This is a genomic window from Methanomassiliicoccus sp., assembly GCA_033485155.1.
GTDB lineage: Archaea > Thermoplasmatota > Thermoplasmata > Methanomassiliicoccales > Methanomassiliicoccaceae > UBA6.
The window spans coordinates 72,670-98,042 of the sequence record JAWQJJ010000010.1 but is presented as its reverse complement, the minus strand read 5'-3'; the positions used below and the strand labels follow the sequence as shown (position 1 = coordinate 98,042).

Annotated in this window: 31 protein-coding genes and 2 tRNA genes; 25 read left to right on the top strand and 8 right to left on the bottom strand. The window is 52.6% G+C overall.

Translation table 11 applies throughout. The annotated features are described in order from the left end of the window. Positions 1-839: 839 nt before the first annotated feature. Both SA339_13185 and SA339_13180 read right to left on the bottom strand, forming a co-directional pair. Positions 840-1,283, bottom strand: a complete 444-nt coding sequence (locus tag SA339_13185; protein ID MDW5564164.1) for a DUF4231 domain-containing protein — start codon at positions 1,281-1,283, stop codon at positions 840-842. A gap of 1,077 nt (positions 1,284-2,360) precedes the next feature. After that, positions 2,361-2,663: a hypothetical protein gene (locus SA339_13180; GenBank protein MDW5564163.1), complete on the bottom strand. Its 303-nt coding sequence runs from the start codon at positions 2,661-2,663 to the stop codon at positions 2,361-2,363. 305 nt (positions 2,664-2,968) lie between these two features. Between SA339_13180 and SA339_13175 the strand changes: the two genes are divergently transcribed. The 4 genes from SA339_13175 to SA339_13160 are packed head-to-tail and all read left to right on the top strand — an operon-like array spanning position 2,969 to position 4,704. Beyond that, positions 2,969-3,268, top strand: a complete 300-nt coding sequence (locus SA339_13175; protein ID MDW5564162.1) for a hypothetical protein — start codon at positions 2,969-2,971, stop codon at positions 3,266-3,268. Further along, positions 3,269-3,436 carry a hypothetical protein gene (locus SA339_13170; GenBank protein ID MDW5564161.1) on the top strand — a complete coding sequence of 56 codons (168 nt, stop codon included), beginning with the start codon at positions 3,269-3,271 and terminating at the stop codon, positions 3,434-3,436. Between the two features lie 2 nt (positions 3,437-3,438). After that, on the top strand, positions 3,439-3,618 hold the full coding sequence (locus SA339_13165) for a hypothetical protein (GenBank protein MDW5564160.1): 180 nt from the start codon (positions 3,439-3,441) through the stop codon (positions 3,616-3,618). Positions 3,619-3,624: 6 nt separating this feature from the next. Beyond that, entirely contained in the window at positions 3,625-4,704 is a 1,080-nt protein-coding gene (locus SA339_13160) for a tyrosine-type recombinase/integrase (protein ID MDW5564159.1), read from the top strand. Positions 4,705-4,758: 54 nt separating this feature from the next. On the opposite strand, the gene SA339_13155 is transcribed toward SA339_13160, so the two are convergent. Beyond that, a tRNA-Trp gene (locus tag SA339_13155) sits at positions 4,759-4,930 on the bottom strand. A gap of 185 nt (positions 4,931-5,115) precedes the next feature. Then, positions 5,116-5,235 (bottom strand) — tRNA-Arg (locus tag SA339_13150). Between the two features lie 428 nt (positions 5,236-5,663). Here SA339_13150 and SA339_13145 point away from each other — a divergent pair. The 10 genes from SA339_13145 (at position 5,664) to SA339_13100 (ending at position 12,046) form a co-directional block, all read left to right on the top strand. Then, positions 5,664-5,795 carry a hypothetical protein gene (locus SA339_13145; GenBank protein ID MDW5564158.1) on the top strand — a complete coding sequence of 44 codons (132 nt, stop codon included), beginning with the start codon at positions 5,664-5,666 and terminating at the stop codon, positions 5,793-5,795. Then, complete coding sequence (locus SA339_13140) at positions 5,792-6,136, top strand: hypothetical protein (protein MDW5564157.1); 345 nt, start codon at positions 5,792-5,794, stop codon at positions 6,134-6,136. Before SA339_13145 ends, SA339_13140 begins: the two co-directional genes overlap by 4 nt. Next, entirely contained in the window at positions 6,133-7,173 is a 1,041-nt protein-coding gene (locus tag SA339_13135; protein MDW5564156.1) for a hypothetical protein, read from the top strand. The genes SA339_13140 and SA339_13135 overlap by 4 nt, the downstream gene beginning before the upstream one ends. After that, a complete protein-coding gene (locus SA339_13130; protein MDW5564155.1) occupies positions 7,170-7,550 on the top strand; it encodes a hypothetical protein in 381 nt (126 codons plus the stop codon). The genes SA339_13135 and SA339_13130 overlap by 4 nt, the downstream gene beginning before the upstream one ends. 137 nt (positions 7,551-7,687) lie before the next feature. Continuing rightward, positions 7,688-8,584, top strand: coding sequence for a phosphoadenosine phosphosulfate reductase family protein (locus tag SA339_13125; GenBank protein ID MDW5564154.1), 897 nt, complete (start codon positions 7,688-7,690; stop codon positions 8,582-8,584). A gap of 38 nt (positions 8,585-8,622) precedes the next feature. Next, the gene (locus SA339_13120; protein ID MDW5564153.1) at positions 8,623-9,024 is read left to right on the top strand and encodes a hypothetical protein; all 402 of its coding nucleotides are present in this window, start codon (positions 8,623-8,625) and stop codon (positions 9,022-9,024) included. After that, positions 9,021-9,401 (top strand): hypothetical protein, encoded by a 381-nt coding sequence (locus SA339_13115; GenBank protein MDW5564152.1) that lies wholly within the window; start codon positions 9,021-9,023, stop codon positions 9,399-9,401. The genes SA339_13120 and SA339_13115 overlap by 4 nt, the downstream gene beginning before the upstream one ends. After that, positions 9,398-9,817 carry a recombinase family protein gene (locus tag SA339_13110; protein MDW5564151.1) on the top strand — a complete coding sequence of 140 codons (420 nt, stop codon included), beginning with the start codon at positions 9,398-9,400 and terminating at the stop codon, positions 9,815-9,817. Before SA339_13115 ends, SA339_13110 begins: the two co-directional genes overlap by 4 nt. A 442-nt stretch (positions 9,818-10,259) precedes the next feature. After that, the gene (locus SA339_13105) at positions 10,260-11,399 is read left to right on the top strand and encodes a hypothetical protein (protein ID MDW5564150.1); all 1,140 of its coding nucleotides are present in this window, start codon (positions 10,260-10,262) and stop codon (positions 11,397-11,399) included. Positions 11,400-11,692: 293 nt separating this feature from the next. Next, positions 11,693-12,046, top strand: a complete 354-nt coding sequence (locus tag SA339_13100) for a hypothetical protein (GenBank protein MDW5564149.1) — start codon at positions 11,693-11,695, stop codon at positions 12,044-12,046. A gap of 3 nt (positions 12,047-12,049) precedes the next feature. Here SA339_13100 and SA339_13095 read toward each other — a convergent pair whose 3' ends face one another. After that, a complete protein-coding gene (locus tag SA339_13095; GenBank protein MDW5564148.1) occupies positions 12,050-12,793 on the bottom strand; it encodes a PKD domain-containing protein in 744 nt (247 codons plus the stop codon). A 340-nt stretch (positions 12,794-13,133) separates the two neighbouring features. Beyond that, positions 13,134-15,488, bottom strand: a complete 2,355-nt coding sequence (locus tag SA339_13090; protein MDW5564147.1) for a leucine-rich repeat domain-containing protein — start codon at positions 15,486-15,488, stop codon at positions 13,134-13,136. A 994-nt stretch (positions 15,489-16,482) separates the two neighbouring features. Between SA339_13090 and SA339_13085 the strand changes: the two genes are divergently transcribed. The 6 genes from SA339_13085 to SA339_13060 all read left to right on the top strand — a co-directional run bounded on the left by SA339_13085 (position 16,483) and on the right by SA339_13060 (position 20,205). After that, entirely contained in the window at positions 16,483-16,827 is a 345-nt protein-coding gene (locus tag SA339_13085; protein ID MDW5564146.1) for a hypothetical protein, read from the top strand. 165 nt (positions 16,828-16,992) lie between these two features. Next, on the top strand, positions 16,993-17,829 hold the full coding sequence (locus SA339_13080) for a zinc ribbon domain-containing protein (protein MDW5564145.1): 837 nt from the start codon (positions 16,993-16,995) through the stop codon (positions 17,827-17,829). A 260-nt stretch (positions 17,830-18,089) separates the two neighbouring features. Further along, positions 18,090-18,308: a hypothetical protein gene (locus tag SA339_13075; protein ID MDW5564144.1), complete on the top strand. Its 219-nt coding sequence runs from the start codon at positions 18,090-18,092 to the stop codon at positions 18,306-18,308. Positions 18,309-18,517: 209 nt separating this feature from the next. Next, a complete protein-coding gene (locus SA339_13070; protein MDW5564143.1) occupies positions 18,518-18,814 on the top strand; it encodes an AAA family ATPase in 297 nt (98 codons plus the stop codon). 50 nt (positions 18,815-18,864) lie between these two features. Continuing rightward, positions 18,865-19,428 carry a nitroreductase family protein gene (locus SA339_13065; GenBank protein ID MDW5564142.1) on the top strand — a complete coding sequence of 188 codons (564 nt, stop codon included), beginning with the start codon at positions 18,865-18,867 and terminating at the stop codon, positions 19,426-19,428. Between the two features lie 303 nt (positions 19,429-19,731). Next, complete coding sequence (locus SA339_13060) at positions 19,732-20,205, top strand: LEA type 2 family protein (protein ID MDW5564141.1); 474 nt, start codon at positions 19,732-19,734, stop codon at positions 20,203-20,205. 163 nt (positions 20,206-20,368) lie between these two features. Here the strand turns inward: SA339_13060 and SA339_13055 are convergent, their stop codons facing one another. Beyond that, a complete protein-coding gene (locus SA339_13055) occupies positions 20,369-20,656 on the bottom strand; it encodes an SHOCT domain-containing protein (protein MDW5564140.1) in 288 nt (95 codons plus the stop codon). After that, entirely contained in the window at positions 20,657-21,106 is a 450-nt protein-coding gene (locus tag SA339_13050) for a DUF6325 family protein (protein ID MDW5564139.1), read from the bottom strand. It abuts the gene before it with no gap. Positions 21,107-21,420: 314 nt separating this feature from the next. Here SA339_13050 and SA339_13045 point away from each other — a divergent pair, with 314 nt between their 5' ends. The 5 genes from SA339_13045 to SA339_13025 all read left to right on the top strand — a co-directional run bounded on the left by SA339_13045 (position 21,421) and on the right by SA339_13025 (position 25,295). Further along, positions 21,421-21,792: a hypothetical protein gene (locus SA339_13045; GenBank protein MDW5564138.1), complete on the top strand. Its 372-nt coding sequence runs from the start codon at positions 21,421-21,423 to the stop codon at positions 21,790-21,792. A 154-nt stretch (positions 21,793-21,946) separates the two neighbouring features. Further along, complete coding sequence (locus SA339_13040; GenBank protein MDW5564137.1) at positions 21,947-22,348, top strand: hypothetical protein; 402 nt, start codon at positions 21,947-21,949, stop codon at positions 22,346-22,348. Positions 22,349-22,589: 241 nt separating this feature from the next. Beyond that, positions 22,590-22,964, top strand: coding sequence for a Rieske 2Fe-2S domain-containing protein (locus SA339_13035; protein ID MDW5564136.1), 375 nt, complete (start codon positions 22,590-22,592; stop codon positions 22,962-22,964). Between the two features lie 40 nt (positions 22,965-23,004). Continuing rightward, a complete protein-coding gene (locus SA339_13030) occupies positions 23,005-24,543 on the top strand; it encodes a hypothetical protein (GenBank protein MDW5564135.1) in 1,539 nt (512 codons plus the stop codon). Continuing rightward, the gene (locus SA339_13025; protein ID MDW5564134.1) at positions 24,540-25,295 is read left to right on the top strand and encodes an NYN domain-containing protein; all 756 of its coding nucleotides are present in this window, start codon (positions 24,540-24,542) and stop codon (positions 25,293-25,295) included. The genes SA339_13030 and SA339_13025 overlap by 4 nt, the downstream gene beginning before the upstream one ends. Positions 25,296-25,373: the final 78 nt, after the last annotated feature.

Below are 25,373 nucleotides of genomic sequence, written 5' to 3'. Positions count from 1 at the left end.
GTTTGACATAGACGTGCATGAAAATTATTCAAATTTGATTTTCTACGGTTAGCGAGAACAGAAACAGAGAAAACATCTGGATAAGTTTTCTACAAACAGAGATGAATACCATTTGAATACATTATTCACGACCTAACATTCTTATCATGAGACTATAATCAATGCGCATGGTCTGGGGAAGCAAGCAACAAGTTTCCAGTAGTGGTATCTTGTGTCTATGTGCAGGATTCTTGATACAGTTTTTCGGAAATACCTTTTTAGCAGTGGCATTCAATAGCTCGTTCATCGGCCCATACTCTCTTTATCTAGGCTTCATCTTCATAGGCTTGGGGATCGGCATCCTAGTCATCAACAGCCTAAGAGTCGAAGTAGGCGGCTGATGGCCGAGAATTGTTCTCCTCGCGCTCTGTTCCCTCCGTTGCATAAAACGTTGCATAATACAAGCCTATAGTACCATAGTATGCACCGAATTATGTAAAGTTCGACAGTCTGGCTATTTTCAAAAATTATGATAACTTGTCGTAGTGATGGCCGTGAAAAAGTATGCAAATCAGAAATTCGAGGAAATAAGAAACCTAAGGTGGAGAAAACTACTGGCTACCTCTTGTTTGCATGTAGCGTTGCATACTCGTTGCATAATTCTCTACATAATTTATCTGGCTAACTATTTTTTGATTACAGGAGCGATCTTTTCGAATCTATTTTTATTGTTGTTAATAATAAACCTTATATTATCCAGACTCTCGCGACACTCATTAATTAATAGAGTCAACATGGCTACCAACGTTGTAATTTAATGCACCATACTCTTGAGCTAAGCCAGGATACTCTGAACCAGACTATCCCGATTTCTTTGATTCTTTTGTGTTTTCTTGACAACTCACCCAATTTGCATTCTCGACCGATATGTTAGATTCAACACGCTCTGCGAGAAGTATGTCTGGATTAGGCGATGATGAATAGGGGCCTGCCCTTGCAAGGAATAGAAATTTTTCGTGACGGAGCGCTTCACATGTTGATCTGTAAGAGATCCAGTTAGCATGAAATTGATAAACTTGCTGGATTCCTTCAGTAAAAACGACAATAACACCCAGTAGGCTAGTTGAAAATTGGCTATAAGGCATAAAAGCCGCGAAAGGTATCAGCGCCGCCGCCCCAATTTCAACTATTTTTAAAGTTTTATATCTCCGCTGATTCTTGATGCTGCTTGTATCGTAATACTCGATTTGGTTATCCAGACGTTTTAGAGTAATTTGTACCCCCACGTCTTGTTCTGTCTCCATATCTAGCTCCACTTATTGCCATAATGATTGTTCCTAAACGAATCTCGAGAATTGTTCGGTTTGATCTTATCCTTTCTCAAATAGGCTTCATGCACCCAGGTCTGTATCTCATATGGATTATTGGACCAGCTGTGCACCGTAGCAAAACCACAACAGACGTTATCGTAGAGTCTAGGTGGGATAGTGTGCGGATCATACCCCGCATATCCAGCCCCTGGATAAGTAGGCAATAGTATTCCAATAAGGCCCGATCTTGGATTTAGATCCGTGTCTCTTAAGCTAGATCCAATTTCCCAATCCACATGCTTTCTTTGCCATGTTTCGCGTCCAATCAGAACAACAGTTACAGTAGAATCACGAAGATACTCGTCCCGTATTTTCTGCCTGACCGTTTCCGTTGGTAGGTAATCCGGTATATCTCCGGTATCTACACTCCAGGGCACGATAACATCGCGACAGATCGAATTAAAAAGGTCCTTGTACCAAATGTCCTGGCTATGGAAGCTAATAAATGTCTTGTGTCTGGAAGGCAATCAACTCCCCCATTGGAGATGTTCTCTCAGTGATTTAATGCCTCTGTGGATGATTTAATTTAAAAATACATGTAAAAAAATTCCTGCACTTTCGGACCCGCCTCTCTAGTATTATCGAAAAAGAGACATCGGAAAAACAAGGAAGCCATTAAGTTTTCTATCGGCATATTATTATTCAATTCTGTCTAAGCGATTTTCGCTGTCCCCCTCCCGCAACAGATGTCAACGACTTCCGCATCCTTAGTTCGTCCACATGGGGAATGAACTATGGACCATAATACAAGAGTATCGAATGGGGAAGTAAGCATGTCTTTTGACCGCACCGCCGTACTGGCTAAGATGTATCACTGGGGTCTGATCTAGATGGTAGACATCCAATCAGAACGCTTGCTGACAGCAGTCATCGACGTGTTATTCGATGACGAGGACGATGATGATTGTCCGAAGAAAGCAAAGGCGTATTGGCTTCTTGAAAACATTAGGCAGGCCAATAATCAGGAGATCATCGAACAGTTAGGCGGAATGGTCAAGACACCATGCAATCCTAACTGTCGTCACCGTCGGAAATCTCATTGAATGAATCGATGGCCTTGCGTAAATGCATGGCAACCTTCTTTCCTTTTTTTGTAAGCGAGATGTTGACTGTTCTCCTTGGTTTGGAGATGACGTCGATTGAAAAAATACCAAACTTTTCGAGAGCGGAGACAACATCATTAATCGTTCTGGTGCTCTTTGTTATCGTAGTGAAGTCCCCAAGTCTAGCGCTTCCCTTGTCAGCCACCAATAGGATTACTCGGTTAACGTATGGGGCGTCGATTGTGTCTTCAATCGTTTTATACTCGCTCATTAGCAACTAGCAATTGGTTTTTACAATCATAAAATACAATGACGCTACTTGCCACCTAGCAAGTAGAAATTATTATTACCCTCATCTCGCATTTACGAACGCTACTTGCAAGGAAGCAACTAGCAATTAATCAGCATCTCTGACAAGCCGGGGCAGACTACCCCGCCAGGGACCGAGAAAAGGAAAACCTCACTCACGCTGACTCGCGGCCGGGCCTAGCTCTCTGTTTTCCTTTAGTCTCCTCCTTATGGACCTTGTCAGTCCACCACGCCCGGCCGCCAAACTCCTATCCAGAGGTTAGGAACATGCGCGACACGAACCACATCATTGGCATGGAGCTAGGGCTTAGAACTGCCATCAGGGACCGTCGATTCAAGCGGGACGCCGGAGACGTGAATACCTGGCTTGACTCGATTACCAGGCTCAACCGCTCAGAGGTGAACGAATCAAAGCAAGTGGAGGACGGCGTAATCCTCGGCTATCTTATCGGCTACCGTCTCGGCTTATCAGCCTGGGATGGCGATGAGGCACCGCTAGATCGCCTCAAGGAGTACCTTACCGCTCAGGGCATCAAGATCATGCCTAGACACCTGGGGGCGGCTTAGATGGCCGTCCGGACATTCATCTTCAACGACTTCTCCAAGGCTTTCGAAGAGGCTTGCCATCAGAAGGAACAGGGATGCAAGGTAAGCCTCGGAAGGGAAGTGGGAACCGCTAACAAGTGGCATGTCAAGGCCGAGGACAAGTCGTTGAAGACTAGCCAGGGGGCGTAAGCATGCCTCTAACTGATTTTAGAAGAGCGTTTCAAAAAGAGGCCAGGAGCGTCACCGGAAACCCCAAGCTCCGTTATGCTGACATAATTGAATGGTCGTCCGGAGAGGTCAAGGTTGGAGAGGGCGAGGTGAAGTATCACCTTCCTGGGCTGGACATCAACATCGTTGTCAAGGGGGCCTGACCGTGAATGCCCGAGCAATTACGTTATGTGGAGAGGTTAGCCAGGGCCTACCTCTCCAAGAAAACCAAGCATCGTCGGCTTTCGGTGGACAACGCAGAGCGCTACCTTCCGATCATAATGAGGATGGCCACAACGCTATCAAATGCCGGTCTGCACACGACACCAACGAAGATGGGGGAGCCGGAGATAGAGTGCCTTCTAGCCTACTATGGGGAACTGGATACGGACACCCAGCGATGGATGTTCTCAATCCTGAGCGGCTTTCTGGACTTCTACGGGAACACTGTATACAAGGACATGATGATAACCTGGCCAGCAGAAACACGGACGAACGTGGACTGGCTGACGCCGGAGGAAGCTATCAGGATGCTGGACGCCGCCCAGGGCATAGAACGCATTGTCATTCACATGGAGCTTCGTCTGTGGCTTCGGCGATGCGAAGTGAGGCGGCTCAAGCTGGATTCCATCCGGGAGCTGATGGACAGCATGGAGCCGGACCTGGAGGGAATCGTTCAGGTGCATGGGAAGGGGAGAGGCGGAGGCAAGTGGAGAACCTTAGCCTGGGCTCCGGAGACCGGGCAGGAAGTGGGTTACTACCTCTCGTTAAGGGAGGAGATGGCGGCCAGCGCGAAGCACTACTACGAGACGAGCTGGCGAACCGGGAAGAGGAAGAGACCCCAGGAGCCGTTCAAGGAGCCGGAGGACTTCCTGATCTATCAGAAGGGGAAGCGTGTGAAGGGCTACTCAGACTCAGGGCTGGACAGCATTGTGGAGAGAGTAGCGAGGAGGGCGGGGATTGCCAGAAAGATAGGGAATCATACGCTACGCCGGACGGGGGCGAGGCTAGCCTACTTCGCGGACGTGAAACTTGTGGAGATCATGGAGGCGCTAGGCCATACCTCGGAAAAGCAAACCATTCGATACCTGGGAATCACCGTGGCCGAACAGGGAAAGGCACAGAGGAAGGTGTACGACTACCTGGAAATGATAAGGGCAAGGATGGAACTAGGTCAGGGAGAGGTGGTGGTTTCAAATGCGGAGCTTATGCAAAAATCGCCGCCAAAGAAAATGAGGGTAGCCAGATAGGAGAAAATGTACAAATCTGTTCAGGCCAAAAAAGGCCTGAGCCAGACGAAGGAGTGGGGGCACTGGGATTTGAACCCAGATCAGCGGGTTTCCACCAGACAGGGAGCGACCCTGTCGGAATCGTACGGGTCAACGCTCCAGTCAGTCGTCACTGGTCGGCAAACCCGTTTACTTTCATTCCCGTATAACTGGAGCCCGCGAGTATACCGTGTTAGCCCATACCCCCACTGGTCAGTGTTATACCTTGCGCATCTTCTGCGCGCGCTTGCGGCGCCTCATCTTCTTCTTGCGCCACTTCCATCTCTGCTTGCCTCGCTTTTTCCAAGCGCGTGAGCTTCTCTTCATCAGTATTCCTCAGCTGCTATTCTTGCCCTGAATCATCGGGCCCATATGAAGGTTTGGATTGGGAAATGGCGGGCTCGTCGGGAATTTCGCCTTCGCGAGAAGGTTTCGAACCCGAGACCACTGACTTGCTTCCACGGTTGACCATGGTAGAAGGCCAGTGCTATATCCAGGCTAAGCCACGAGCCCGCACCCCCTCGATAGGGCTTTTCCAATATAAAGACATTGGATTTCCTGGATGAGGCCGAAAGGTACACTTCTCACCTGACCAATCTGATCTCGGTCCTTGGCTCAGAATGTCACCTCTGCGGGATTCCGCACAGCGGACCCTGCCGAAATCCGCTATTTCCCCTGCCCCGGGGGGTGAGATTCTGAGCGGAGAGAAGGTATTCTCCGACTGTTGCGACTTCTGCGGGCGGGTGGACGACCTCGGCCGAGAGATCGAGGTCTGCGACACAATGACGCAGAGGTGCAAGGGCGACACTTGCGCAACCTGTCCTCCCTGTAGTCGATTCGTTGCGGGTCTAGGCTTCACGGGAGCTAGTAAACTAGTGAATGTACGCCAAAGGCCTAGGAGCGCAAGGAAGGCCGGAAAGAAACAGCCGGAGGCGGTATAGATGGCGTACACCGATGCCGAGCTGCGCCGACCCTCCGGGTTCGCCCTTACCGTCCTGCTCTTTTTGATTGTGTGGTTGGTCTCCGCTCTGATCTTCGTCTATGTCGTAGTATCTGCGGGGGTCCATCCTTGACCGTCGAGGAAGGAACCTGGGACGAATCTCGACAGATAAGGGATCTCTGGAACTCTGGCATGGAGCCGGAAGAGATCGGTGAGAAGATCGGACGCGACAGACGCTACGTCTGTGTTCGCCTCGTGTCCCTCGAGGCTTGGGGTGAGGTCAAGCGGGGCCCCCGACAGCGGTGGACTCACTCGGAAAAGAGAGCGAGGGGGGGGGGGCGTGAATTGAGGTTAGTCAACTTACAATTTAAGTTGACAGTCAACAAAGATTTGCTGGCAATCTCAAATGTTGACTATATTTTTGAAAATCAGTCAACATTACAATCAACTAAGCTAGGGAGGCTCCTCGCTTGACCGACAACATCCGGAACGAGGAGAACCGCCTGCGCATCTACGGCCTTCTCGCCGACGGCATAGCCGCCTCAAAGGTAGCCAGCGTAACAAAGCTAGACAAGGGCTACATTAGCAGGATCGCTAAGGAACTGATCGAGAAGGGTTACTTAGAGATCGTAAAAGGGACCAAGCGCCCCAATTTCTACACCAAGGGGCCGAACGGTCCGGAACTGGATAAGGTCATAGTTGACTCTAAGTTGACACTTTACGCCAGGGGCGTAACGAATGTTGCGAAAAAATATGCCCGGGTCGACACCGGCCGGGTTCATCACCTGAAGTACAAATGCAGGGTTGATGCGGAGGGTTCGCTCCAATTCTACAAGGTAGGCCGGCGATACCGCAATACTCAACGATGCCTCGCCGAGGTTCCTTACAAGGATCAGTTCGTCAAGCTCGAGCTGGAACGGTCTTTCAAGGTCGGTGGCAATGGAACTTATCTCTACATCTACCCGCCACAGATGGACCTCACTAAAGAGGATCTGCCTAAGTACGAGGCAATAGCCAAGAGGGTTGCCCAGGAGATCGCCAACTATCTCACGAGGAACCTTGGTTGGAAGCTCGGTGAGATTGAAGAGACCGCCTGGCAGCTCCACATCGGCATCGATGACCCGGCCATGATGAAGGGGCTGGCTGAGAAGTTCTACATGAGATCGAGCGACGGCAAGGCCATCACTTCGAACAGCGAGGGCCGTTCCGAATGGGAAGCTATCGGCAGCAAGATGGATACTGTTGAGCTAGCCCAGATCAAGCTCGATCTGCCCGGCGAGGTCCTGACCCTCAAGACCACGACGGCAACACTGGTCGAGGACCTGAAGCAGATCGTTGAGGCTCTGACCCTTGCCAAAGAAGGGATGGTTCAGGTTGCAGCCATCAATGGCATACAGCTGAAGACTGAGACCAAGAGGATTCAGGAATCGATGAGGGACCAAGCTGGTGGGGACCCCGCTTTTGCAGATGGCCAGCGTCGCAAGGAAGACACCGGAGGCATGTATCGATGAGCGTAGCTGATCAACAATTCAAGAAACTTTTAAGCATCGTTGAGGAAGGAAAGAAAGCACAGGAACCGAGAGAGCGCACCGAGGCCGAGGAGGACCAGATAGCGCTCGAACTGTTCATCCTCGAGCATGAGGGGCCGGCAGGATTGGAAAATTACCAGCGCCTTAAGGCCAACAAATCGCTGAAGTTGAACGAGCTACCGCCAGCGGAAAGGGCCATCATAGAAAGGGAACGAGTCAATCAGCGAGACTTTACTAAGCCGGCGCTGGGGCGCGTATATGCGCCGCGCCCTACCGAGGACCAGGAGCCGAATGTTGATTGTATTGGCAGGAATCGAGAGCCATACCGGGATTGCCCTAGCGAGAGGTGCAAGAAATGAGCCAGCTATCAATAGAGCGAATCCAATCGGATTTGAACCCTTCTTTTGCCAGCAGAACGGGATTGGGTTTCAATTATCACGATTTTGGGAAGAAAGCGACAAACAACATCACTTACACCAAATCGAGAGCAGAGCTCGTGCGCCTTCAATCACTACCGTTCGAGGCGAAGGTAACGCTTACCAACGCCAGGATACGCCAGTTCTATTCGTTGATGAACGGGAAAGTTTACGTTTCCTTCAGCGGGGGGAAGGATTCAACCGTTCTGCTGGACATGGTTAGGGCGGTCTTTCCCGAAACGCCAGCGGTGTTCGATGATACCGGCTTGGAGTTCCCCGAGATCAAGGAGTTCGTCAGAAGTAAGGAGAACGTCGAGGTCATCAGACCGGAGGTCAATTTTAAGACGGTCATCGAGACCTATGGCTATCCCGTCATCTCTAAGGAGGTGGCAAAAGCGCTGGATCAGGTGCGCCGGGGGTGCAAGGGAAAAGTAAAGCATTTCGACGGGACGGAAACCGGACGGTATGACTATCGCCGGTACTCTTACCTTCTGGACGCCCCGTTCAAAATCTCCCCAACATGCTGTGACATAATGAAAAAGCGGCCATTCAAGAAGTACGGCAAGAAGACCGGACGAAGGCCATTCATTGGGATGCTGGCCGAGGAATCGACCTTGCGGACTACGCAATGGCAGCTCCACGGCTGCATAAACTCGACTCCGGGGATTGAATCGGCCAATCCCCTATCGTTCTGGCATGAATCGGACATATGGGCCTACATCAAGCGGCACAATCTGGAACTAGCGAAGCCTTACGCGATGGGCTATGAAAGAACGGGCTGCGTGTTCTGTATGTTCGGCGCTCAATGTGAAGGCTACCCCAACCGATTCCAGCGCCTACAACGCACCCACCCCAAGCTATACGATTATTGTATGAGCGAACGCGGCCTGAACATGAGACCGGTCTGCGAGTTCATCCACATAGAATCGGCGGACATGAACGCGAGACTGGAAGATTTCGCGGAGGTGGGGGCTTGAATCTTCACAGTCTAGGGGATTCTGAGCCAATTCATAAGATGACCCGGACCATAGAGTTCACCCGGCAGCTGTGGCCCCAGCCGCCCAAGGACGGCCAACCATACTTCTGTCTGATGAATACCCTCTGTTTCATCGATGAGGATTGCCACGAGCTTTGGAGACAGCGCATCCCGGAAGGGCTCATCAAGTGGGATTTCGATAAGAAGGGAGTCAGGGTAGATTCTCGTGGAAACCTCCGGCACATGAATGGTCCCCTGAACATGAGGGTCGAATGGGATGATACCTGGGGATGGCTCCTGAAGTTCTACCTAACGCATGGTGAAGCCAAGCATGTCTGGGGCCAATATCTCAGATTCCGAACCAGGGACCAATTCGCGATTGAGCTAGCCTACTGTGATTGGATCGGGAAGGCGTTTGACTCTTGGGAGGCCCTAGCTTGAGTCATCTCGGAATTTCAAACAAGGCGTTTGAGAGGGGTCGGAGACTATGGCCTATTGTACTCACCCTCCCTCCTGGAGGATACAAGTACCGCGATTATGTAAGCGGAACCGGCAAAGGTGGTAAATGCGTATCCGGCCTCGAACGGGGCGAAAATCTCCGCATATACCACCGGTATGACGACGAAAGAAACGAGACAGATAGCCTCTGGAAGCGTGATGTTCTCGAGCCCGAGGAGTTCCCAAAGCGATACTTTGGACACAGGGGTGAATTATCCTTCGAGAAGAAGAAAGCGTCGGCTTCTATCCAATGTCAAATATACAACATAGGTGAAAAATTCCAGCGAAAGGTGACAAATCGCGGAGGCGGCCATATTTGAAGGTTGCCCTCTATGCTCGAGTATCAACCTCCGAGGAAGCGGAGATGCAGAACCCTAAAACTCAGTTCCTTATCCTCCGCAACTATGCGAAGGCCACCGGTCATGAGATCGTGCGTGCGTTCGTGGATCGCAAGAGCGGGAAGGATTCGAATCGTCCTGGCTTCCAGGCCATGATACGGATGGCCACAAGCAATAGTCATCCCATTGACGCGGTTGTTATCCTTCGCCTGGATCGTTTCATCAGGAACGCCGAGGAAGGCATGGTTCTTATCAAGAAGCTGGAAAAAGCCAACGTTGCTCTTATTCTGGTCAAGGATACCGTTTGCGGCAATGTGGACACCTCGACGCCGATCGGGGAGCTCGCGCCGGAACTGCACGAGGCGGCGCGGTTGTCCGTTGGTGTTGGCGGTGCATAACCTTCGAGATCATACCGATCAGGAGATAACGGTCGATCGGGAACGGCCGCCGAAGTGCATCGAACTGCTGCCGATTGGCGCGGCGTAAAGCGCCGAATTACTTGCACATCAATAATTCGGCTTTAATCCCCCTGGCTGCAAGATTTGACGCAAGATGTAAGAGTCTTCCATATTGGGGAAGAAAAACTTGCGCTCGAGATCTCGATTTCCCGCTTGAAATGACCTTTTCGATGAGATCTCAGGTTTCCTCATTCCTTCCCGTCGGGTGTAGAAGGTGTTGTACAACACCACCCTCTGCTTTCGGGAACGAGGTCTTGATCCGATAACTCTGCGGTAAACCTCTAGAACAATGTTAAAAACCACAATAAGGTTTTAGAGTGTAGAGCACAACTGTATCAGAACCTGGCCGGATCCAACAGGATAACTAATCTGGAGGGTTTGAATGCCAGGTCAAAGTATTGAAATAAATAGGCGAAAATATGCGAAGAGCCGGGGTGAGAGCGAAGTAAGTAATACCGATAACCCCGAAAAGCCGGGGAATCAATGGTACAAAGGGCTTTTTATTCATTTTAATAGAGTCAGGCGAGCAGGCTTCATAGAGATCCTTCAAACGAGGATAACTCCGTTTAAAAGCTATCTTGTTGCAGAACTAAATATGCTGAAGAAAGAAGAAACTCGAAATGTTAAGCTTGAAGAAGCATACGATATGCTTATCGGATTGCTGAGCCAAGGCGAATCGTGCCTGAATGATGCAGAGATCCACAAGGCTGGAGCATACTTCCATTATGCCAAGGTTCAGTACCAATGTATGAGTATGACTGCATGTTTCAGGATCAACCGGGAAAAAGAGACTCAAGAGTCAAAAAAAACAGAAAATCAAACTAAACAGAATCCATTGGCAAGGAGAAAGTACAGGAATCAAAAACCTATAGCGGATGTATCTACAGATCATCCAGATTCTTCTGATTACTCAGATGTGATGGATAACATGTATTCTTGGGCTGATGGAATTTTGATAGACGCTGATGCCTCTCTTTGCCGGTCCGAGATCGACAAAGTTAAAAAATGGTTGTTAAAAAACGGCAATATTAGGCCAGATCTCAAACCAGAGTATTTGGCAAGGGCGCAAAAGTTAATTGACTACAAGATCGAGGACGATAGGTCTACGGCTGATTATGTACAGATGCAAATCATCATTTTGGCATTTGTTGCCTTTCTATTAACCGCTTTGATTGTTATCTCTCTAGGAGTCTCCACCATATCCACAGCCCTGTTCAATTTGCCCACAATATTCACGGTTGCCCTGTTTGGGGCCTTGGGCGGGACGTTGAGCGGGCTGTATTCATTTAAGGAGATCAGCTTCAAAGAGAAATACTCTGAATCGACTCAAAGGATGAATGGATGGTTGACTCTTATGAAACCAGTCGTGGGTGCTGGTGCTGCCATAGCTATAGTAGTGTTTGTTATGGCTGGATTTTTTAACTCCAATAACATCACTATCTTTGAATTATTAACCATTGCTTTTGCCTCGGGATTCACAGAACGATTCATAAACGGGGCAATTGACAAGGTTGGGAATTGATAGCATTCTTACTGCATTATGAGTTGCACTTTCGCTCCCCTCCCCCCGCAACGCACGTCAGGAGGAGAGCTCGTCCGGATGATTATGATAAATGATTACGTCAACGTAACCAAGGCGAAGATCTGTCCAGCCTGCGGAGCCACCAACCGCATTCGATATGACTGGAGAACGATGATGGTCGAAGCCCCGTGCTCGTCGTGTAGCGCTCTGGTCAAGTGGAAGCGAAAGATGCCTGGTTCGGGGGGGCTCCATCCGGACCGCATTCGAGGACGACACACCGGAGCTCGTGACGCTTGATCAGTACGACCAGGACGGTGATGCTTGATGTCGACGAGAGCTCAGCGATCTGTCCTCTCCCGCCGCGACGGGAGCTCCGGAGCGAGGTCGAGCTCCTACGCGAGGCCCAGGACCGTCTGCACAACGTGATGAAGCTGCAGGGCGTGCTTGGTCATCATGGCCTCGAGGTCCTCGGCTACGAGGGACCAGCACCGTATGGCCCGAATGGAATTGTGCAGTGCGAACTCTGCGGAGATCTCCTTGACGTCACCGACGTAAGATTCGTGCTAAGCCTACAGAGCATGACCTACGGTCGCCATCACGGATACGCGCACAGGGACTGCTTCGAGCGGGCGACCGAGGCACCCTAGGCCTTACTTCTTCCTCACCACCAGGAACAAGATCACGGCTGCCACGATCACGGCCGCGACGATCAGAATGATGAAGGTGGAGTTTATCGCTGAACCTCCCCCGCCACTGCTAGTATCAGTTATGTCCGTGGGGTTCCCTGTGACAGAAACGGTGATCGAATCACTCGCTGTCTGGCCCTTGCTGTCGGTTACCAAGCAGGTAGCGGTGTAGGTTCCGCCCTTAGTGTAGGTATAGGATGGTGACTGCAACGAGCTTGTGCTTCCATCCCCGAACGTCCAGTGATAGGTAAATTCCTTAACTCCCCCGCTCGGTGTCGCATCTAGATTTACTGTCATCGGTGCTTGGCCGGATGTCTTCGCCGAGGTGACCGAAACGGTCAGGGGAGGCACCACCTTGATGGTCAGGACATTTGTATATGTCTTGGTACCAGCGAACAGATCCCCGACGGCTTTCCCGTTGATGCTGATCGTTACTGTGTATATGTTCGCGGCCACCTCAGGAACCTTGAACGAGCAGGTCAGCTGGCCGGAAGTTCCGGGAGCCAATGCAACGGTCCCGGTCAAATCTCTGGTAGTGCTGACCGCACCCCAATCAATCGTCAGCTTTGCGCTATTGACCTGGAGCGTCGTATCTCCAGTGTTCATCAGCGTGAAGACATAGTTGATCGTATCACCGATGTACGCTGAGGTAGGTGACGACGAAGCGCTGCCCGACCACGCGGACGCATTCGATGTGCATGCGCTCAACATACCGATGCAGAATACTGCGGTAGCTATCGCTACCAATAACTTGGGTCTTAGACCTGTCTCCATTTGATCCCCATGGCTCCAGAATGTTTCTAAAACATAAATCTATAGATTACAGGTGATGGATGGCAGAACAAGCGTCCCTATCGCCCTGATAATAAGGCGGTAACGATTATGAACGGGCTGGAAAATTCTCTGCCGATAGAAGCCCTTGTAGAGTAAACAATACCATGGGGGTCACACCGCCTCCATGTAGGCTACCTATCGCTTTTACTCCTCGCCCTTGCGGTTCGCGGCCATATTGAGGTTATTAGAACTCATTCGAAAGACGAGTGAAACTCTAACCTTTATTGTGCTTCAGATAGATCACTCCATAGGCGATTGGTATAACAATTAGGCCGACGATAATGGCGACTATCACGACTAAAGAGGTATCCCAATATCTTGGCTCGGTCGTCGTTATCGCACTGGCGACGAACTTTTTACTCACGATCTCGCTTGCCGAGCTGTTACCAACGCCATTGACTGCGACCACGTAGTAGTAATAGGTCACTCCGTCGGTCACGTTCGTATCCCTGTACGATGCGGTGTTGACCTCTCCCACGAGGTTCATTGACGAGCAGTCAGTTCCCCGATAGACCTTGTAGCCGGTGATGTTGCTCCCGCCGTCACTGGATAGAACGGACCAATACAGCACGATGCTGCCATTGTCGACGTCGGCCTCAAGATCATTCGGTTGGCTGGGAACCGCGGTTATGTTAATGGTGTTTGGAGAGATATCCCATGGTGAACCCATTATCAAACCAACGAATCTCTCTCCAGCTGGAGGGAAATTTGAGGATGAGAGTGCATAGCCCCTGATCTCAGCGGGCGTACCGTCGATCCAATTCCTTTCGACATAGGTCGGGGCATTGTCTCCCTTGAATGTGATTGAGGTCAGGGAGGGGCAGTCGGCGAAAGCCTTATCTTCTATGTATGTCACGTTGTTGCCAATTGTCACGGAGGTTAGAGAGGAACAGCTACGGAAGGCAGATTCACCTATTTTCGTAACGGAATTCCCAATCGTAACCGATGTTAGATCCGGACAATACCGGAATGCCCAATCCTCTATACTTATGACCGAGTCGGGTATGGTCAAGGAGCTTTTGGCCAACGGGAATATTATCACCGTGGTGACAGCCTTGTCGTACACTACGCCGTCAATGCTAGTATATTCCGGGTTATCAACACTAACAGTAGCCGTGGTCAGAGAGGAGCAACCATCGAACGCAAAGCCCCCGATGCTAGTCACGCCGCTGCCGATAGTCACTGAGGTGAGGGTTCCGCACAAGGCAAACGCATGATTCCCCATGCTCGTGACCGAGTCAGGTATAGCTACGGAAGTCAGGGAGGAGCAATTATCGAATGCCTCATTCCCGATGCTTGTCACCGAGTGTGGTATCGTAATGGAGGTCAGGGAGTGACAGTTGATGAATGCCTTTTCTCTGATGCTCAGGACCGGCTTGCCGTCGATAGTGGACGGTATGACCACGGAACCACCGGCACCGTGGTAGCCAGCGATTGACACACCCGCATCATTGTTAATTAGGATATAATCGAAATCTGTCGAAGAGAATATGGGAATGGCTCTGACGCCTTCCCATGTCGGTGTGGTGAAGCCGGTGGCGCCTTCGCGATAGTATACAACACTGCCGTACGCCCAACCACTGCCGACCGTTGGAGCGTTGCCGTCGAAGTATATGGATGTCAGGGAGAAGCAGTTAGCAAACGCAAGATACCCTATGCTAGTGACGGAGCTGGGTATGGTTATGGATTTCAGGGAAGAACAATCCATGAACGCGGCATCTCCGATGCTTGTGACCGAGTCAGGCATAATCACAGAGATTAAGGAAGAACAACCCTCGAAGGCCCCAACACTAATGCTCGTGATGGAGCTGGGTATTGTTATGGAGGCCAGGGGGCAGTTGCTGAACACATCTTCTCCGATGCTTGTCACGTTGTTGCCAATAGTTAAGGTGTACAGGTAGGAGCAGTAGGAGAATGCCCAGTCTCCGATACTTGCGACCGAGTCTGGTATGACTATGGATACCAGAGCGGAGCAACTATAGAACGCACCGTCCCCGATGCTTGCGACTGAGCTGGGTATGTCCACTGAATTCAGGGAGAAGCAGAGATTGAACGTCGAATTTCCGATGCTTGTGACTGAGTCAGGTATGGTCACAGATGTGAGGGAACGGCATCTATCGAACATTCCATCGCCAATTCTCGTGACTGAGTCAGGTATGGTCACGGAGGTTAAGTATGGGCATTCGGCGAACGCCCAGTTCCCCATCCTCGTAACCGAGTCAGGAATGGTCACTGAGGTCATTGAGCAGTACGCGAACCCGTAATTCTCTATCGTTGTGACCGAATTAGGTATTACCAGAGAGGTCATCGAAGTATGGGCGAACGCCTGGTATCCGATGCTCGTGACCGGCTTGCCGCCGAGAGTAGATGGTATGGTCACAGAATCCTCGGTACCGTGGTAACCGGTGATCATCACGCTTCTACCATCATCGATAAGAGCGTAATCATAATCTCCTGATGTCGATGCGTTGACAGTGCTCGTTAACGCCACAGTCAACAAGCTGCTCAACAGCAGCGTTACAACGATCAGACAACCGATTCTTGAAATCTTTTCAACCGCTGCGCTCATGCGCTCTAGCTCCTGGAACTCTCCAACTTTCCGCTTTGATTATGAGCGGCTCCCGATACTTAGTATTTGATTATTGATTATAAATATTTATATCACCAGTTATTAATAAACAATCAATCATCAGTTTTGCCAAAATATGTAATCGTTGTCTTTTGTCTCTGCAACTGGATAGCATGAACAAATCTTGATTTCAATCGTTACTCCTCGCCCTTCCGGTTCGCGACCACGGCACCGCACTTCGGGACCGGTGGGGGAAGCAATCGTCCGTCCGGTTCATGATCGATCTCATGGGGCCGGCCCAGTTGCATTGTGTGCAGTACGCCGGCCGTGTGCTCACTTCCCAACGCTCGTTGACCGGGAAGCCCGCCTCATCGAGGACCCAGTGTCTACCTCGAATATAGTGACAGACGCAGATGGGGCATCTTGCCTCTTGCCCCCGGTCTTCGAGCTGCAGCTGCTCGATGATCGCTTGGCATTGATGGCAGGCGGGGGCCATAATGCGGATGATAACAGAAGCGAGTGATATACCTGAATGTGTTGGTTTGAATAGAATCGAGTCCTTGTGAGTGCTTGCTCACACTTTTCCAGCCCAGCATCAAAGAAATCAAGACGTTCACGATTTGCTATCTCTCAACGAATGCAATTATGGACAGCGAGCTTAAAGTGGAATAATTAACTCCTCTAGCCGGGGAAGCTGCTAATGGTCTACTGCAGTAAGTGTGGAAAGCAGAATCCTGATGGATCTACATTCTGCAACTTGTGTGCCAATGAGTTGAATGGCGGAAGTAAACCTCAGATGGTCTACTGCATACAATGTGGAAAAGCGAACAGAGACAACAACAGATTCTGTTTTGCTTGTGGATCCCCGATCCAACAGGTTCAGAATATTGCCAATCCCCATTCTGTGAATCGGCAACCAATCCCTCAATGGGCAAGCACGAGGAACCCTGGCCCCTACAATGACAGAAAAAACTCGAATCTAGTGCTTGCAGCAATGACTATGATCATAATCGGGGTATTGATTGTTGCTTTCGCCTACTCTAGCGTTGCTGGCAGTGGTTGGTTCGGCCGCACAGCCACGATATATGTCAACGCTCAGAGCTCACATGTCGCCAACTCAGTTATTCTTACTATCTGGGTGAACGGATTTCAGATTTTCAAAGGTACTCTTGATCCCCTTAACAAGAAGACCATCGAGTACGCACCGATATTTTTTGACGATGCCGCCACATATACAGTCAAATATCAGACAGAAGGCGGAGGGTTAGGAGCGACCGGCGGCACTTACAATGTCGAAGTGGTAAAGGGCGATGTCAAGAATGTGAATATGTTGGTCTAAATCGCTCATTGCTCTGCAATGAAGGGGGACACCACGTCCTAGCTGTAGCGCCTAAAGGAAGCCAGGACTCGGCCCGTCCGTTGACTTCCGTAATATCTGCAAGTGAAACCATGAACAGCGGTTTTTAAGCTTATTTTATGGCATTCTACCGCGGGGAGTTGAAGAATGGTGTTCTGTTCCAAATGCGGTAGTGAAAACCCCAACGGATCGGCGTACTGCTACAAATGCGGGACCAAGCTGTTGACTGAGATTCCTGATCGCAAGGAAATTTCGCAGCCCATCATTACTGGCAAGTACCCGATGCCAAAGGCAGATGAGCGGGCCGAGAAGCCAAGATACCAGGATATCTATCCTGAGGAAAGAGCAATGATGAACGAGGCTGTGAGACCACCGGATGATGGCAATTATGGCATCATTCCAGAGGGCTATGAGCTCCGTCCCATCAAGCCAAAGAATAACAACATCGCATTGATAGTCGTCGTGATCATCATTGGATGCATCATCGTCCTTGCGGCAACAATGATATTCCTGATGCCCACTGGCACCACGACCGGCAGCGAGTCTATTCCGATGGTGGTGAACGGCAGCTATGCTAATTACAAGATGGTTGTCACCAATGATTCCAAATCCCTCATTGGTAGTTGTACCATAACCTACTCGAACGTAACCTCGACCAGCATGACCATGACGACGTCCATTACCTTGAATGGACAGACCCATTCGGAATCCCAGAATGTGAATCTTGTCAATCATGTTTGGCAGGTGGAGGATACCTATGATTCATCCAACACCGATTCAACGACAACTTTTACAAATCTCGGAGAGGAGACCATCCAAACATCTCTTGGCTCAAGGGATTGCTACCATACGAGAACGGTTACATCCACATATACTGAGGATGATTGGTCAATCTCCACATGCATTTTGAAGTCGGTACTTACCGATACAAATGGTATGACAATAACCTTAACTATCGCGGACACCAACATCAGCGGGCTCTGATGAGCTAAAAGCCTGCCGCGTCTGTAGCGAGGATGACGCGGCGGCCAATTTTTAATATCAACATTAAAGGAAAGATTGACACTTTCGGGCCCGCCCCGTTATTTTTATCGGAAACGGAATCTCGGGAAAAACGCAACGGCCAGCTATTTTTCTAAACCCTTAGATTTCACTCAAAATAAGGTGAGCACTTTCGCTCACCTGTCACCGAAGTATACCTAAACCCTATCGCCGTCATCCTGATCATACGATGGAGAATTACTATGGGCGACATTCGATTCGAGAAGTTTGTTGAAGCATTGTACGAGCACATGGCCGGCGCCCTGCCGGTCGAGGCCAGGGACGATTGTTCGATGATGCAATTCTTGGCCGATGTGCTGATCACCATCAAGGAAGCGAACAACCGGGACATTTTGGAAGAGCTCGGCATGTTGCCGTGCTCGAAGCTGAACTGCCAGTGCCGGTTCGTCAGGAAGGAGTGAAAAATACGTGATGATTTTGAGATATAGGGCAGCAATTCGAATTGGGCATTATGCTAATTGAGCTAAGATTATGAAAGATTCGCATTATGGGATCAGAAAAGCATGCTCCCTCTTACGAATCAATAGCTTTCTCGACTCATGTTATGTAAAATTGAAGAGGAGGGGTAGATTAAAGGATACGTAATCCATTTACACTAGAGCATATTAATATGATAAAAAGGATCTATTTGAATAATTTCCGAAGCATAAAAAAAAATGCTGATGTTACTCTTACTCCCCTGACTGTAATAGTTGGTGCAAATAATAGTGGAAAAAGCAATTTGATAAAGGCAATCGATTTTATTGGTAACGTCTCAAGAGATGGCCTTAGAACCACGGTCAGGAGGTATGGTGGTTTTAAAGAAGTTCTCCCGAAAGGAATACCTGATAACGACCTTACTGATAAAAGGTTTAGCCTATCCCCTGATGGCACTTTTGGCCCCTCAGGCGGCGTGCGGACGCCCTGAGCCGCCGGTAAAGATATTGGCCAACACTGCGTTCTCAGTCCGAGGAACACATGGAGGTCAGGGAAGCGGTTCAGCGGCGCCGGGCGGTGAGGGTATTCGATCCCCGGCCGGTGGAGGAGGTAAAGGTAAGAACGATGGTCGAGGCCATGCGCCTGGCCCCGAGCTGCAACAACAACCAGCCATGGAGGCTGGTGGTGTGTTCCGGCGAAGCGCTCCCCAAAATCAGAGGATGCCTCAGTCGGGGGAACGCATGGGCCACCGGGGCCCCGCTGATCCTCGTCCTCGCGGCCAAGCCGTCCGAGGACTGCCGGATGAGCGAGGGGCGAGACTATTATCAGTTCGGCTGCGGCCTGGGAGTTGGAGAGATGTTGCTGCAGGCGACCGAGCTGGGGCTCATCGCCCACCCCATCGCCGGGTTCGACCCAGTCATGGCCCGGGTGGTGCTGGGGATACCGGCCGACTATGTGGTCATTACTTTCATCATTTGCGGATATCCAGGGGAGGACGACCACCTGCTCTCCGACAAACAGAAGGCCCAGCAGGTGGTGCGGCCGGAGCGGAGGCCTATCGATTATAATTTCTATCGTGATGGCTGGGGGCAGCCGCTCGATTGATCGATGGGTGATCCCGACCCATAGCCAAGAACGCTCCCGTGGTTTGCACGAAAGCACCGATGAGCTGAACCTAGAGCGGTATGCGTAACTGTCAATGCTCAGCAATGGAGGGCGCGACCGGCCAAAATGCCATACTGTCATGCGAATCGATCTAGGCGTGCCCGGCGACCACAGGTCGGCCTTGCACGCTAGGATGGCTACGCCGACCATGGCGCGGACGGTAGGAACCGAGGGAGGTGTAATATAAGATGAGCTGAAAAATCAGTGTCATAGGGAGAGGTACTTGAGCGAGAGGTGAAAAGCTTGAAAGGATGGGTCATCGCAGTGGTGGCGATCATCATAGTGGTCATCGCCGTGGTCGGGGTCTTTGGATACCAGCAGTTCCAGCAGAGGGATGCCCTCAGAAATATCCAGGTAAGCGTGGACGGGGTGAGCGTTGAGAGCCTAAACCTTTCGACGGCAGTCCTAAACGTCTCCCTCCGGTTCACCAATCCCACGACCAACATGGCGACCCTTGATCGGACCGATTATACGCTGTTCATTAACAACGTGAGCCTGGGGACGGGGCAGAACCTGGAGAAGGTCAACATCCCGGCTGGAGGATCGGTGGTGGTGTCCCAGCCATTCAATGTCTCCTACTCGGGGGCGGCCCAGACCGCTTGGTCCTATCTGACCAACAACGTGATCAACTGGCGGCTCGTGGGCACGGCCTATTTCGATACTTTCCTGGGCACGGTGTCGGTCCCCTATGACCTGACCGGTTCGACCAGCAGATGAGCGCAACAGGACCGTTCGGCGCTCCCTGCTGGCCACCTTTCAGGGGCCTTGAGCCAAGCCAGCCACGTCAATCAAAGCCCATGGGCGACCTTTTATGAGCTGGCGGTAAAAAAGCGGGGCGCGGAACCTAGGTCATTTTCCTAGGCCCCGCATGGTCTGACGTTCAACCTAACAGCTTCTTCTTCGCCGCGGCATACTCCTCGTCGCTCAGGACACCCTGAGAGTGCAAGCTGGCCAGGTTCTGGAGCTGGGCAGTGAGATCCTGACCGCCGGCAGGTGGTGCCGGAGGTGGGGCGCTCGCCGGTGGTGCAGCCTGCTGGGCTTCTGTGCGGCCTTTTTCGTACGCCTGCTGCTGGGCCTGGGCAGCTTGCTGTTGCTGCTGCGTCGCCGCCTCCGCTCGAGCTTGCCCGGCCCTCATCCCGATCAGGAGCGCTGCTCCCCTTCCGCGCATCTATTCACCTCCATCCGTGATCCTCTGCTTCATGGCCGCCATCACCAGCTCGTGAGGGATCCGGCCCTGGCTCACCAATTTGGCATCCGCTTCCAGCATTGCCTCCTTGAAGTCCTGAGCCCAGGTATTCTCGAACAGCAATGCGGCGGCCGAGCTGTTGTTCGGGAGCATGTCTCCAATGGCTTCCAGATCCTCCGCGGCGAACCATTCCTTGATATTGCCGGAGAAGGCCTTGAACGCCTCTCCCTCCTCCCCACCGAGGTTTCGGAGTTCCATGGTCCTCACGTTCCCATTGCCATCCTTCATTATCATGACCAGGTCGATCACCTTGATGATGCCCTTATTTTCAAGCCTGGTCATCTCCGGGGCGAGCTTACCGGTGAACTTGTTCCCGGGGAACATCACGACCATATAGTCGACCGGCCCCATGACGCTCTCACGTTCTTTCATCTCCGTCCTAATATTATCCCTCCTAGGCCCCTTGGCCTTCGGTAACGTTACAACGTGTTCTACATCTAGAAAAAGCTTGATGCTGGATAGACAACCGCAATGCTCTGGGAGCACGAGCAACGGATCATGTCGTCGGCATGCGAGAGGTCCCCTGCCTAGGGTTACGTTTATCTATTCTCTATTCCAACAATCATTGGTAGGAAGGAGGTGTTGCTATAACGACGGAAAAACCAGCTACAGCGCAGACCGCACCAGCGCCTGCCGCGCCCCAAGCGACCAACCCGGTACAGAACGCGACCGGCACCCCGCAGATGGTGGCGGCCAAGGAATACCCCAAGGTGGCGTTCACCCTTGCATCCTTGGCCGGGATCCTGCTGTTGATCGCTGGCCTGTTCGCCATATTCTTCGATGCCCTTTATCTGGCGATAGTGTGGAGCATCTGGGCAGGGCTGACGTCGCTGCTCATCGGGATTGGCCTGATCATCTGCTCGCTATTCGTGAGCGGCAGCGCAGCCAGTCTTATGGCGAGACCGGAACTGCATAAGACCGCGGGAGTGACTATCGTACTCTTCTCCGTGCTCGCTCTCCTGATGGGCTTCGGGTGGCTATGGGTCATCGGGTCAGGGCTAGGCATTATCGGAGGCCTGATGGCTATTTTCTGGACACCCAGGACGGTCCCGTCCTAGGCTCCATCAGCCCTTTCCCCTTTATCATCCACCGATCGCCAAGCAGTAGCGTCCGTAGCTCCCTGCTGCGAACGGACCTGCCCGGGGGAGGCTGGAGGGGTTAAAATAGGGGCTGTGGACGTTCATTATCCTAGCAGATAATAATGGAGGAGACATGACGGAATCAATCAAACTGAGGGAGCTGGACAACGAGATGCTGGCCCGGGACAATTATCCCAAGGCTGCGTTCTGGCTATCGGCCATCGGGGCGCTGCTCATCCTGGTTCAGGGACTCATGTTCATCTTCGTCCTATCCATCTGGTCGACGATAGAGTACGGAGGTTGGACCGGGCTGGCCAATGTGGTCCTGGGTGCGATCATGATCTTAGTGGCCATCATCATCGGTTCGGCCGCAGCCACCCTAGTGGCGCGACCGCAGTACAACGTGGCCGAGGGGTCCACCATCGCCTTCCTCTCCTTCCTGGCACTGTTCCTGGGAGGAGGCTACGTCATCGGGTCGGTGCTGGGCATCATCGGCGGCATCCTGGCCATCGTGTGGCGTCAGAAGAAGCGCTGAGCTTTGATATTCGGATTCGATCTGGTCGGACGTCGCACGCATGGCCTATGGCTGAGGGCCGATCGATGACTGGTGGTCTGGACCAGGATCGACCAGTCGACCCCACATCGATAGGTCGGAAAGGCTTCTCGTGCCCGAAGGCCCGGAATGCGCCCTCACGACGCGGCTTCCGAGGACTTTCCCGACCAAGGTCGAGCTTTGCCCATGACCGCCAATAAGGACCTTGAGATGGAGTTGTAGCGTGCCGGGGAGCGTCGTATTGAAGTATCCTCCGATGAGATATGGCACCGGTGACGCCGTGAAGATGAAGGTATGCCTGACCACCGACCTCCGACCTGGACAGATGATCAACGTGGACGTCCTAGGCCGCACGGTGCTGGTGGTCAACGTCGAGGGGACCTTCCACGCCATGGACGGGATATGCTCCCATGGCCTTGCCGACCTCTCCCGAGGACACTTGGACGGGTTCATCGTGGAGTGCCCCCGCCACGCCGCGCGGTATGATGTACGCGACGGCAAGGTGGTCAGCGGACCGGTGGGCGTGGAGGGGAGGGCTCTAGATCTACGTTCCTACCCAGTCACGGTGGACCGGGACTGCGTGACCGTGGACCTGTAGGCACGAAAAGGGCATATGGGCCTAACCCGTTACATGGGGCATGTCATCCCGCGAGGTGCCCATCCAGCAGGCCGCCGATGCCGAGATCCTTGCCGCCATGCAGAACCTCCTCCCGGTGCGGTGCGGGGACCTGATACATCTGCTGCCGCGCAAGAGAGTGATGGACCTCATCGAGGAGAGCCGCTTGGAGGGCAGAGATGAGGACACCTCCCTCCTCCTTCGGACTCTGGAGTTCGACGGCGAGGCCGTTTTCCGGAGGAGCTTTACCCAGATGACCTCGCGAGCCGTACAGCTGCGCACCTCTACCCTGTGCCGGATGCTGGAGGTGATGGCCAGGACCGGAGAGAGCCGGGACGACCTCATGCGCCGTCTCCTCGCTCCGCTGGTGAGAGAGACGCTCGACAGCATGGAGGGGTCGATGGGCGAGGATAAAGCTGGCCTGCTGAGGCTCTCTCTGAACGACTGGACCAGGAAACGCACCGCTGCGGAGGAGGTCGAAGCCGATGAACTGGGGGGCGGGGAGGAAGGGACAGTGCCCCCTCCGGTGCTGCGCCTGCGCATGGACAAGGATAGTGTCCCAGAGGACCTCAAGAAGTACTCCCGATACTTCCTGAAGAACCTGTTCCGCCTCAATAACATCCACGGAAGGAGCGAGTTCTCCCACCCTCCAGAGGTCATCGAGGACTACTGGGAGGTGGTGTCCCCTGAGCAGGGGGTGTTCCACCTCGAGATCGCCCCGTCGCGAAGGAGCTTGACCATTGGCCTGTACCACACCTCTCGGTCCTTCGGCCTGGCTCGTACGGAGAATCCCGACTACTACGATCTGGTAGAGTTCCTGGTGAGCGAAAGGAGGGACCCGCGCATCAAGGGCTGCCAGGTGGTGGTCCACGGTGCCACCGCCGGGGACGAGGTCGTATTGCAGGAGGCGCTGAGCATCGAATCGATGATGGTGGAGGATCCCACCGCCAGCGGGATGGTGGCCAGCGTTCCCCGGCCCATGAGCGCGGAGGGCCTTTCCGCCTTCCGCTCCAGGCTCATGCAGCTGACCGGCATCAGATCGGAGGTCCGGTTCCCGATCAATGTCCAGGACCCCGAATGCGGGGAACGGAACTACTCCGTGCTGGGCTTCGATCTGCGCCTCGACCGAGATACCGATCGGTTCGTCCTCGACGACGTGATGGTTACCGAGGCCGCCGCGCACGCCGTGGGCCTGGTTTTTGCCGACAAGCTGATGGCCCTGTCCCGCGACCTGTATCGTGATCCCCAGCACTTCCCCCGACCGGATATCGACCAGCTCGACAATGAGGTCCATGCGCTGATAGGGCGGGCGGAGCGAGAGGAATTGACCGAGGACCTGGCCAGGGAGATCGTGGCCAAGATCACCGTCCTCGATTACTATGAGTCGTTGGCCAGGTACAGCTACGCCCTGGCCGAACAGCTGGTAGGACAGCTGGAGGGGATGCAAAAGGTCACATTCACCATCCCCCGGGCGTTGCTGGCCCTTTTAGACGTCTCAGTGAGGGAGGAGGATCTTGACGATCGCGTCCTGAGCGCACTGCGAGAAGGTGGGGCCCGATGACCACGGTGGGCATCTACGTGGACGGGCCCAATATGGAGCGGGGGCTGTACACCTCGGGCGACCACGACCTGCTAGAGCGGGTGGGCAGCCTGCTCATGGAGCATGCTCAAACCCTTGGCGAGGTGACCGAGGCCAAGGTCTTCCTGGACGAGGCGACCCTATGGAGGTCGCAGAAGACCCGTGAGGACTACGAGCTCAATGGCTTCTACTTTCAGGAGAGCAAGTCGTTCAAGCGAGTGGACTCCAGGACCGGAGCGTTCTCCTTCGGCAAGAGCTTGACGGACCCGTCTATGCACTGCGCCCTGGTCGATCGGCTGCACGATCAGGACTGTCCGGACATCATGATCTTGGTCACCGGGGACAAAGACATCACCATTGTACTCGACTACATCCATGATCACGAGAGGAGGGCCGAAGTGGTGGGGGAGGCCAACTCCCTGTCGGCGTTCTTGGTCGCCAAGTGCGAGTCCTTCGGCTTCGGATGCCACGTGCTACAGCTCCTGGCGCGGAGCAGCAAGCTGATGCAGGGATCCCCCGCCTCTCAGATAAAGGCCGATGTCAAGCGGTGCGATGATCTCAGGGTGACCGATGAGGGCGGAAAGCCGATGAGCACCCACAAGTACATGCAGTACCGCAACGACCGCTCGAACCAAAGAAACCCCAACAACATTGCCTTCTGGCGATCGCGGGGCTTCCGGGAGCGCCCAGCCGACTGGGAGGAAAGGCTGGATCAGGAGCGTAAGAAAGAGTGAGCGCCCCCTGATCAAGAAGGTGCCCTAAGTCGGGCCAAGGGATCGGCGACGTCTAAAATAGTCCCGATTGCCAAGGAC

What these genes read in the sequence shown, in the direction of transcription:
- SA339_13185 (MDW5564164.1), bottom strand. Translation starts at nt 1,283, where the DNA reads ATGGAGACAGAACAAGACGTGGGGGTACAAATTACTCTAAAACGTCTG.
- SA339_13180 (MDW5564163.1), bottom strand. Translation starts at nt 2,663, where the DNA reads ATGAGCGAGTATAAAACGATTGAAGACACAATCGACGCCCCATACGTT.
- SA339_13175 (MDW5564162.1), top strand. Translation starts at nt 2,969, where the DNA reads ATGCGCGACACGAACCACATCATTGGCATGGAGCTAGGGCTTAGAACT.
- SA339_13170 (MDW5564161.1), top strand. Translation starts at nt 3,269, where the DNA reads ATGGCCGTCCGGACATTCATCTTCAACGACTTCTCCAAGGCTTTCGAA.
- SA339_13165 (MDW5564160.1), top strand. Translation starts at nt 3,439, where the DNA reads ATGCCTCTAACTGATTTTAGAAGAGCGTTTCAAAAAGAGGCCAGGAGC.
- SA339_13160 (MDW5564159.1), top strand. Translation starts at nt 3,625, where the DNA reads ATGCCCGAGCAATTACGTTATGTGGAGAGGTTAGCCAGGGCCTACCTC.
- SA339_13145 (MDW5564158.1), top strand. Translation starts at nt 5,664, where the DNA reads ATGGCGTACACCGATGCCGAGCTGCGCCGACCCTCCGGGTTCGCCCTT.
- SA339_13130 (MDW5564155.1), top strand. Translation starts at nt 7,170, where the DNA reads ATGAGCGTAGCTGATCAACAATTCAAGAAACTTTTAAGCATCGTTGAG.
- SA339_13120 (MDW5564153.1), top strand. Translation starts at nt 8,623, where the DNA reads ATGACCCGGACCATAGAGTTCACCCGGCAGCTGTGGCCCCAGCCGCCC.
- SA339_13105 (MDW5564150.1), top strand. Translation starts at nt 10,260, where the DNA reads ATGCCAGGTCAAAGTATTGAAATAAATAGGCGAAAATATGCGAAGAGC.
- SA339_13090 (MDW5564147.1), bottom strand. Translation starts at nt 15,488, where the DNA reads ATGAGCGCAGCGGTTGAAAAGATTTCAAGAATCGGTTGTCTGATCGTT.
- SA339_13085 (MDW5564146.1), top strand. Translation starts at nt 16,483, where the DNA reads ATGACTATGATCATAATCGGGGTATTGATTGTTGCTTTCGCCTACTCT.
- SA339_13080 (MDW5564145.1), top strand. Translation starts at nt 16,993, where the DNA reads ATGGTGTTCTGTTCCAAATGCGGTAGTGAAAACCCCAACGGATCGGCG.
- SA339_13075 (MDW5564144.1), top strand. Translation starts at nt 18,090, where the DNA reads ATGGGCGACATTCGATTCGAGAAGTTTGTTGAAGCATTGTACGAGCAC.
- SA339_13070 (MDW5564143.1), top strand. Translation starts at nt 18,518, where the DNA reads ATGATAAAAAGGATCTATTTGAATAATTTCCGAAGCATAAAAAAAAAT.
- SA339_13065 (MDW5564142.1), top strand. Translation starts at nt 18,865, where the DNA reads ATGGAGGTCAGGGAAGCGGTTCAGCGGCGCCGGGCGGTGAGGGTATTC.
- SA339_13055 (MDW5564140.1), bottom strand. Translation starts at nt 20,656, where the DNA reads ATGCGCGGAAGGGGAGCAGCGCTCCTGATCGGGATGAGGGCCGGGCAA.
- SA339_13050 (MDW5564139.1), bottom strand. Translation starts at nt 21,106, where the DNA reads ATGAAAGAACGTGAGAGCGTCATGGGGCCGGTCGACTATATGGTCGTG.
- SA339_13040 (MDW5564137.1), top strand. Translation starts at nt 21,947, where the DNA reads ATGACGGAATCAATCAAACTGAGGGAGCTGGACAACGAGATGCTGGCC.
- SA339_13030 (MDW5564135.1), top strand. Translation starts at nt 23,005, where the DNA reads ATGTCATCCCGCGAGGTGCCCATCCAGCAGGCCGCCGATGCCGAGATC.
- SA339_13025 (MDW5564134.1), top strand. Translation starts at nt 24,540, where the DNA reads ATGACCACGGTGGGCATCTACGTGGACGGGCCCAATATGGAGCGGGGG.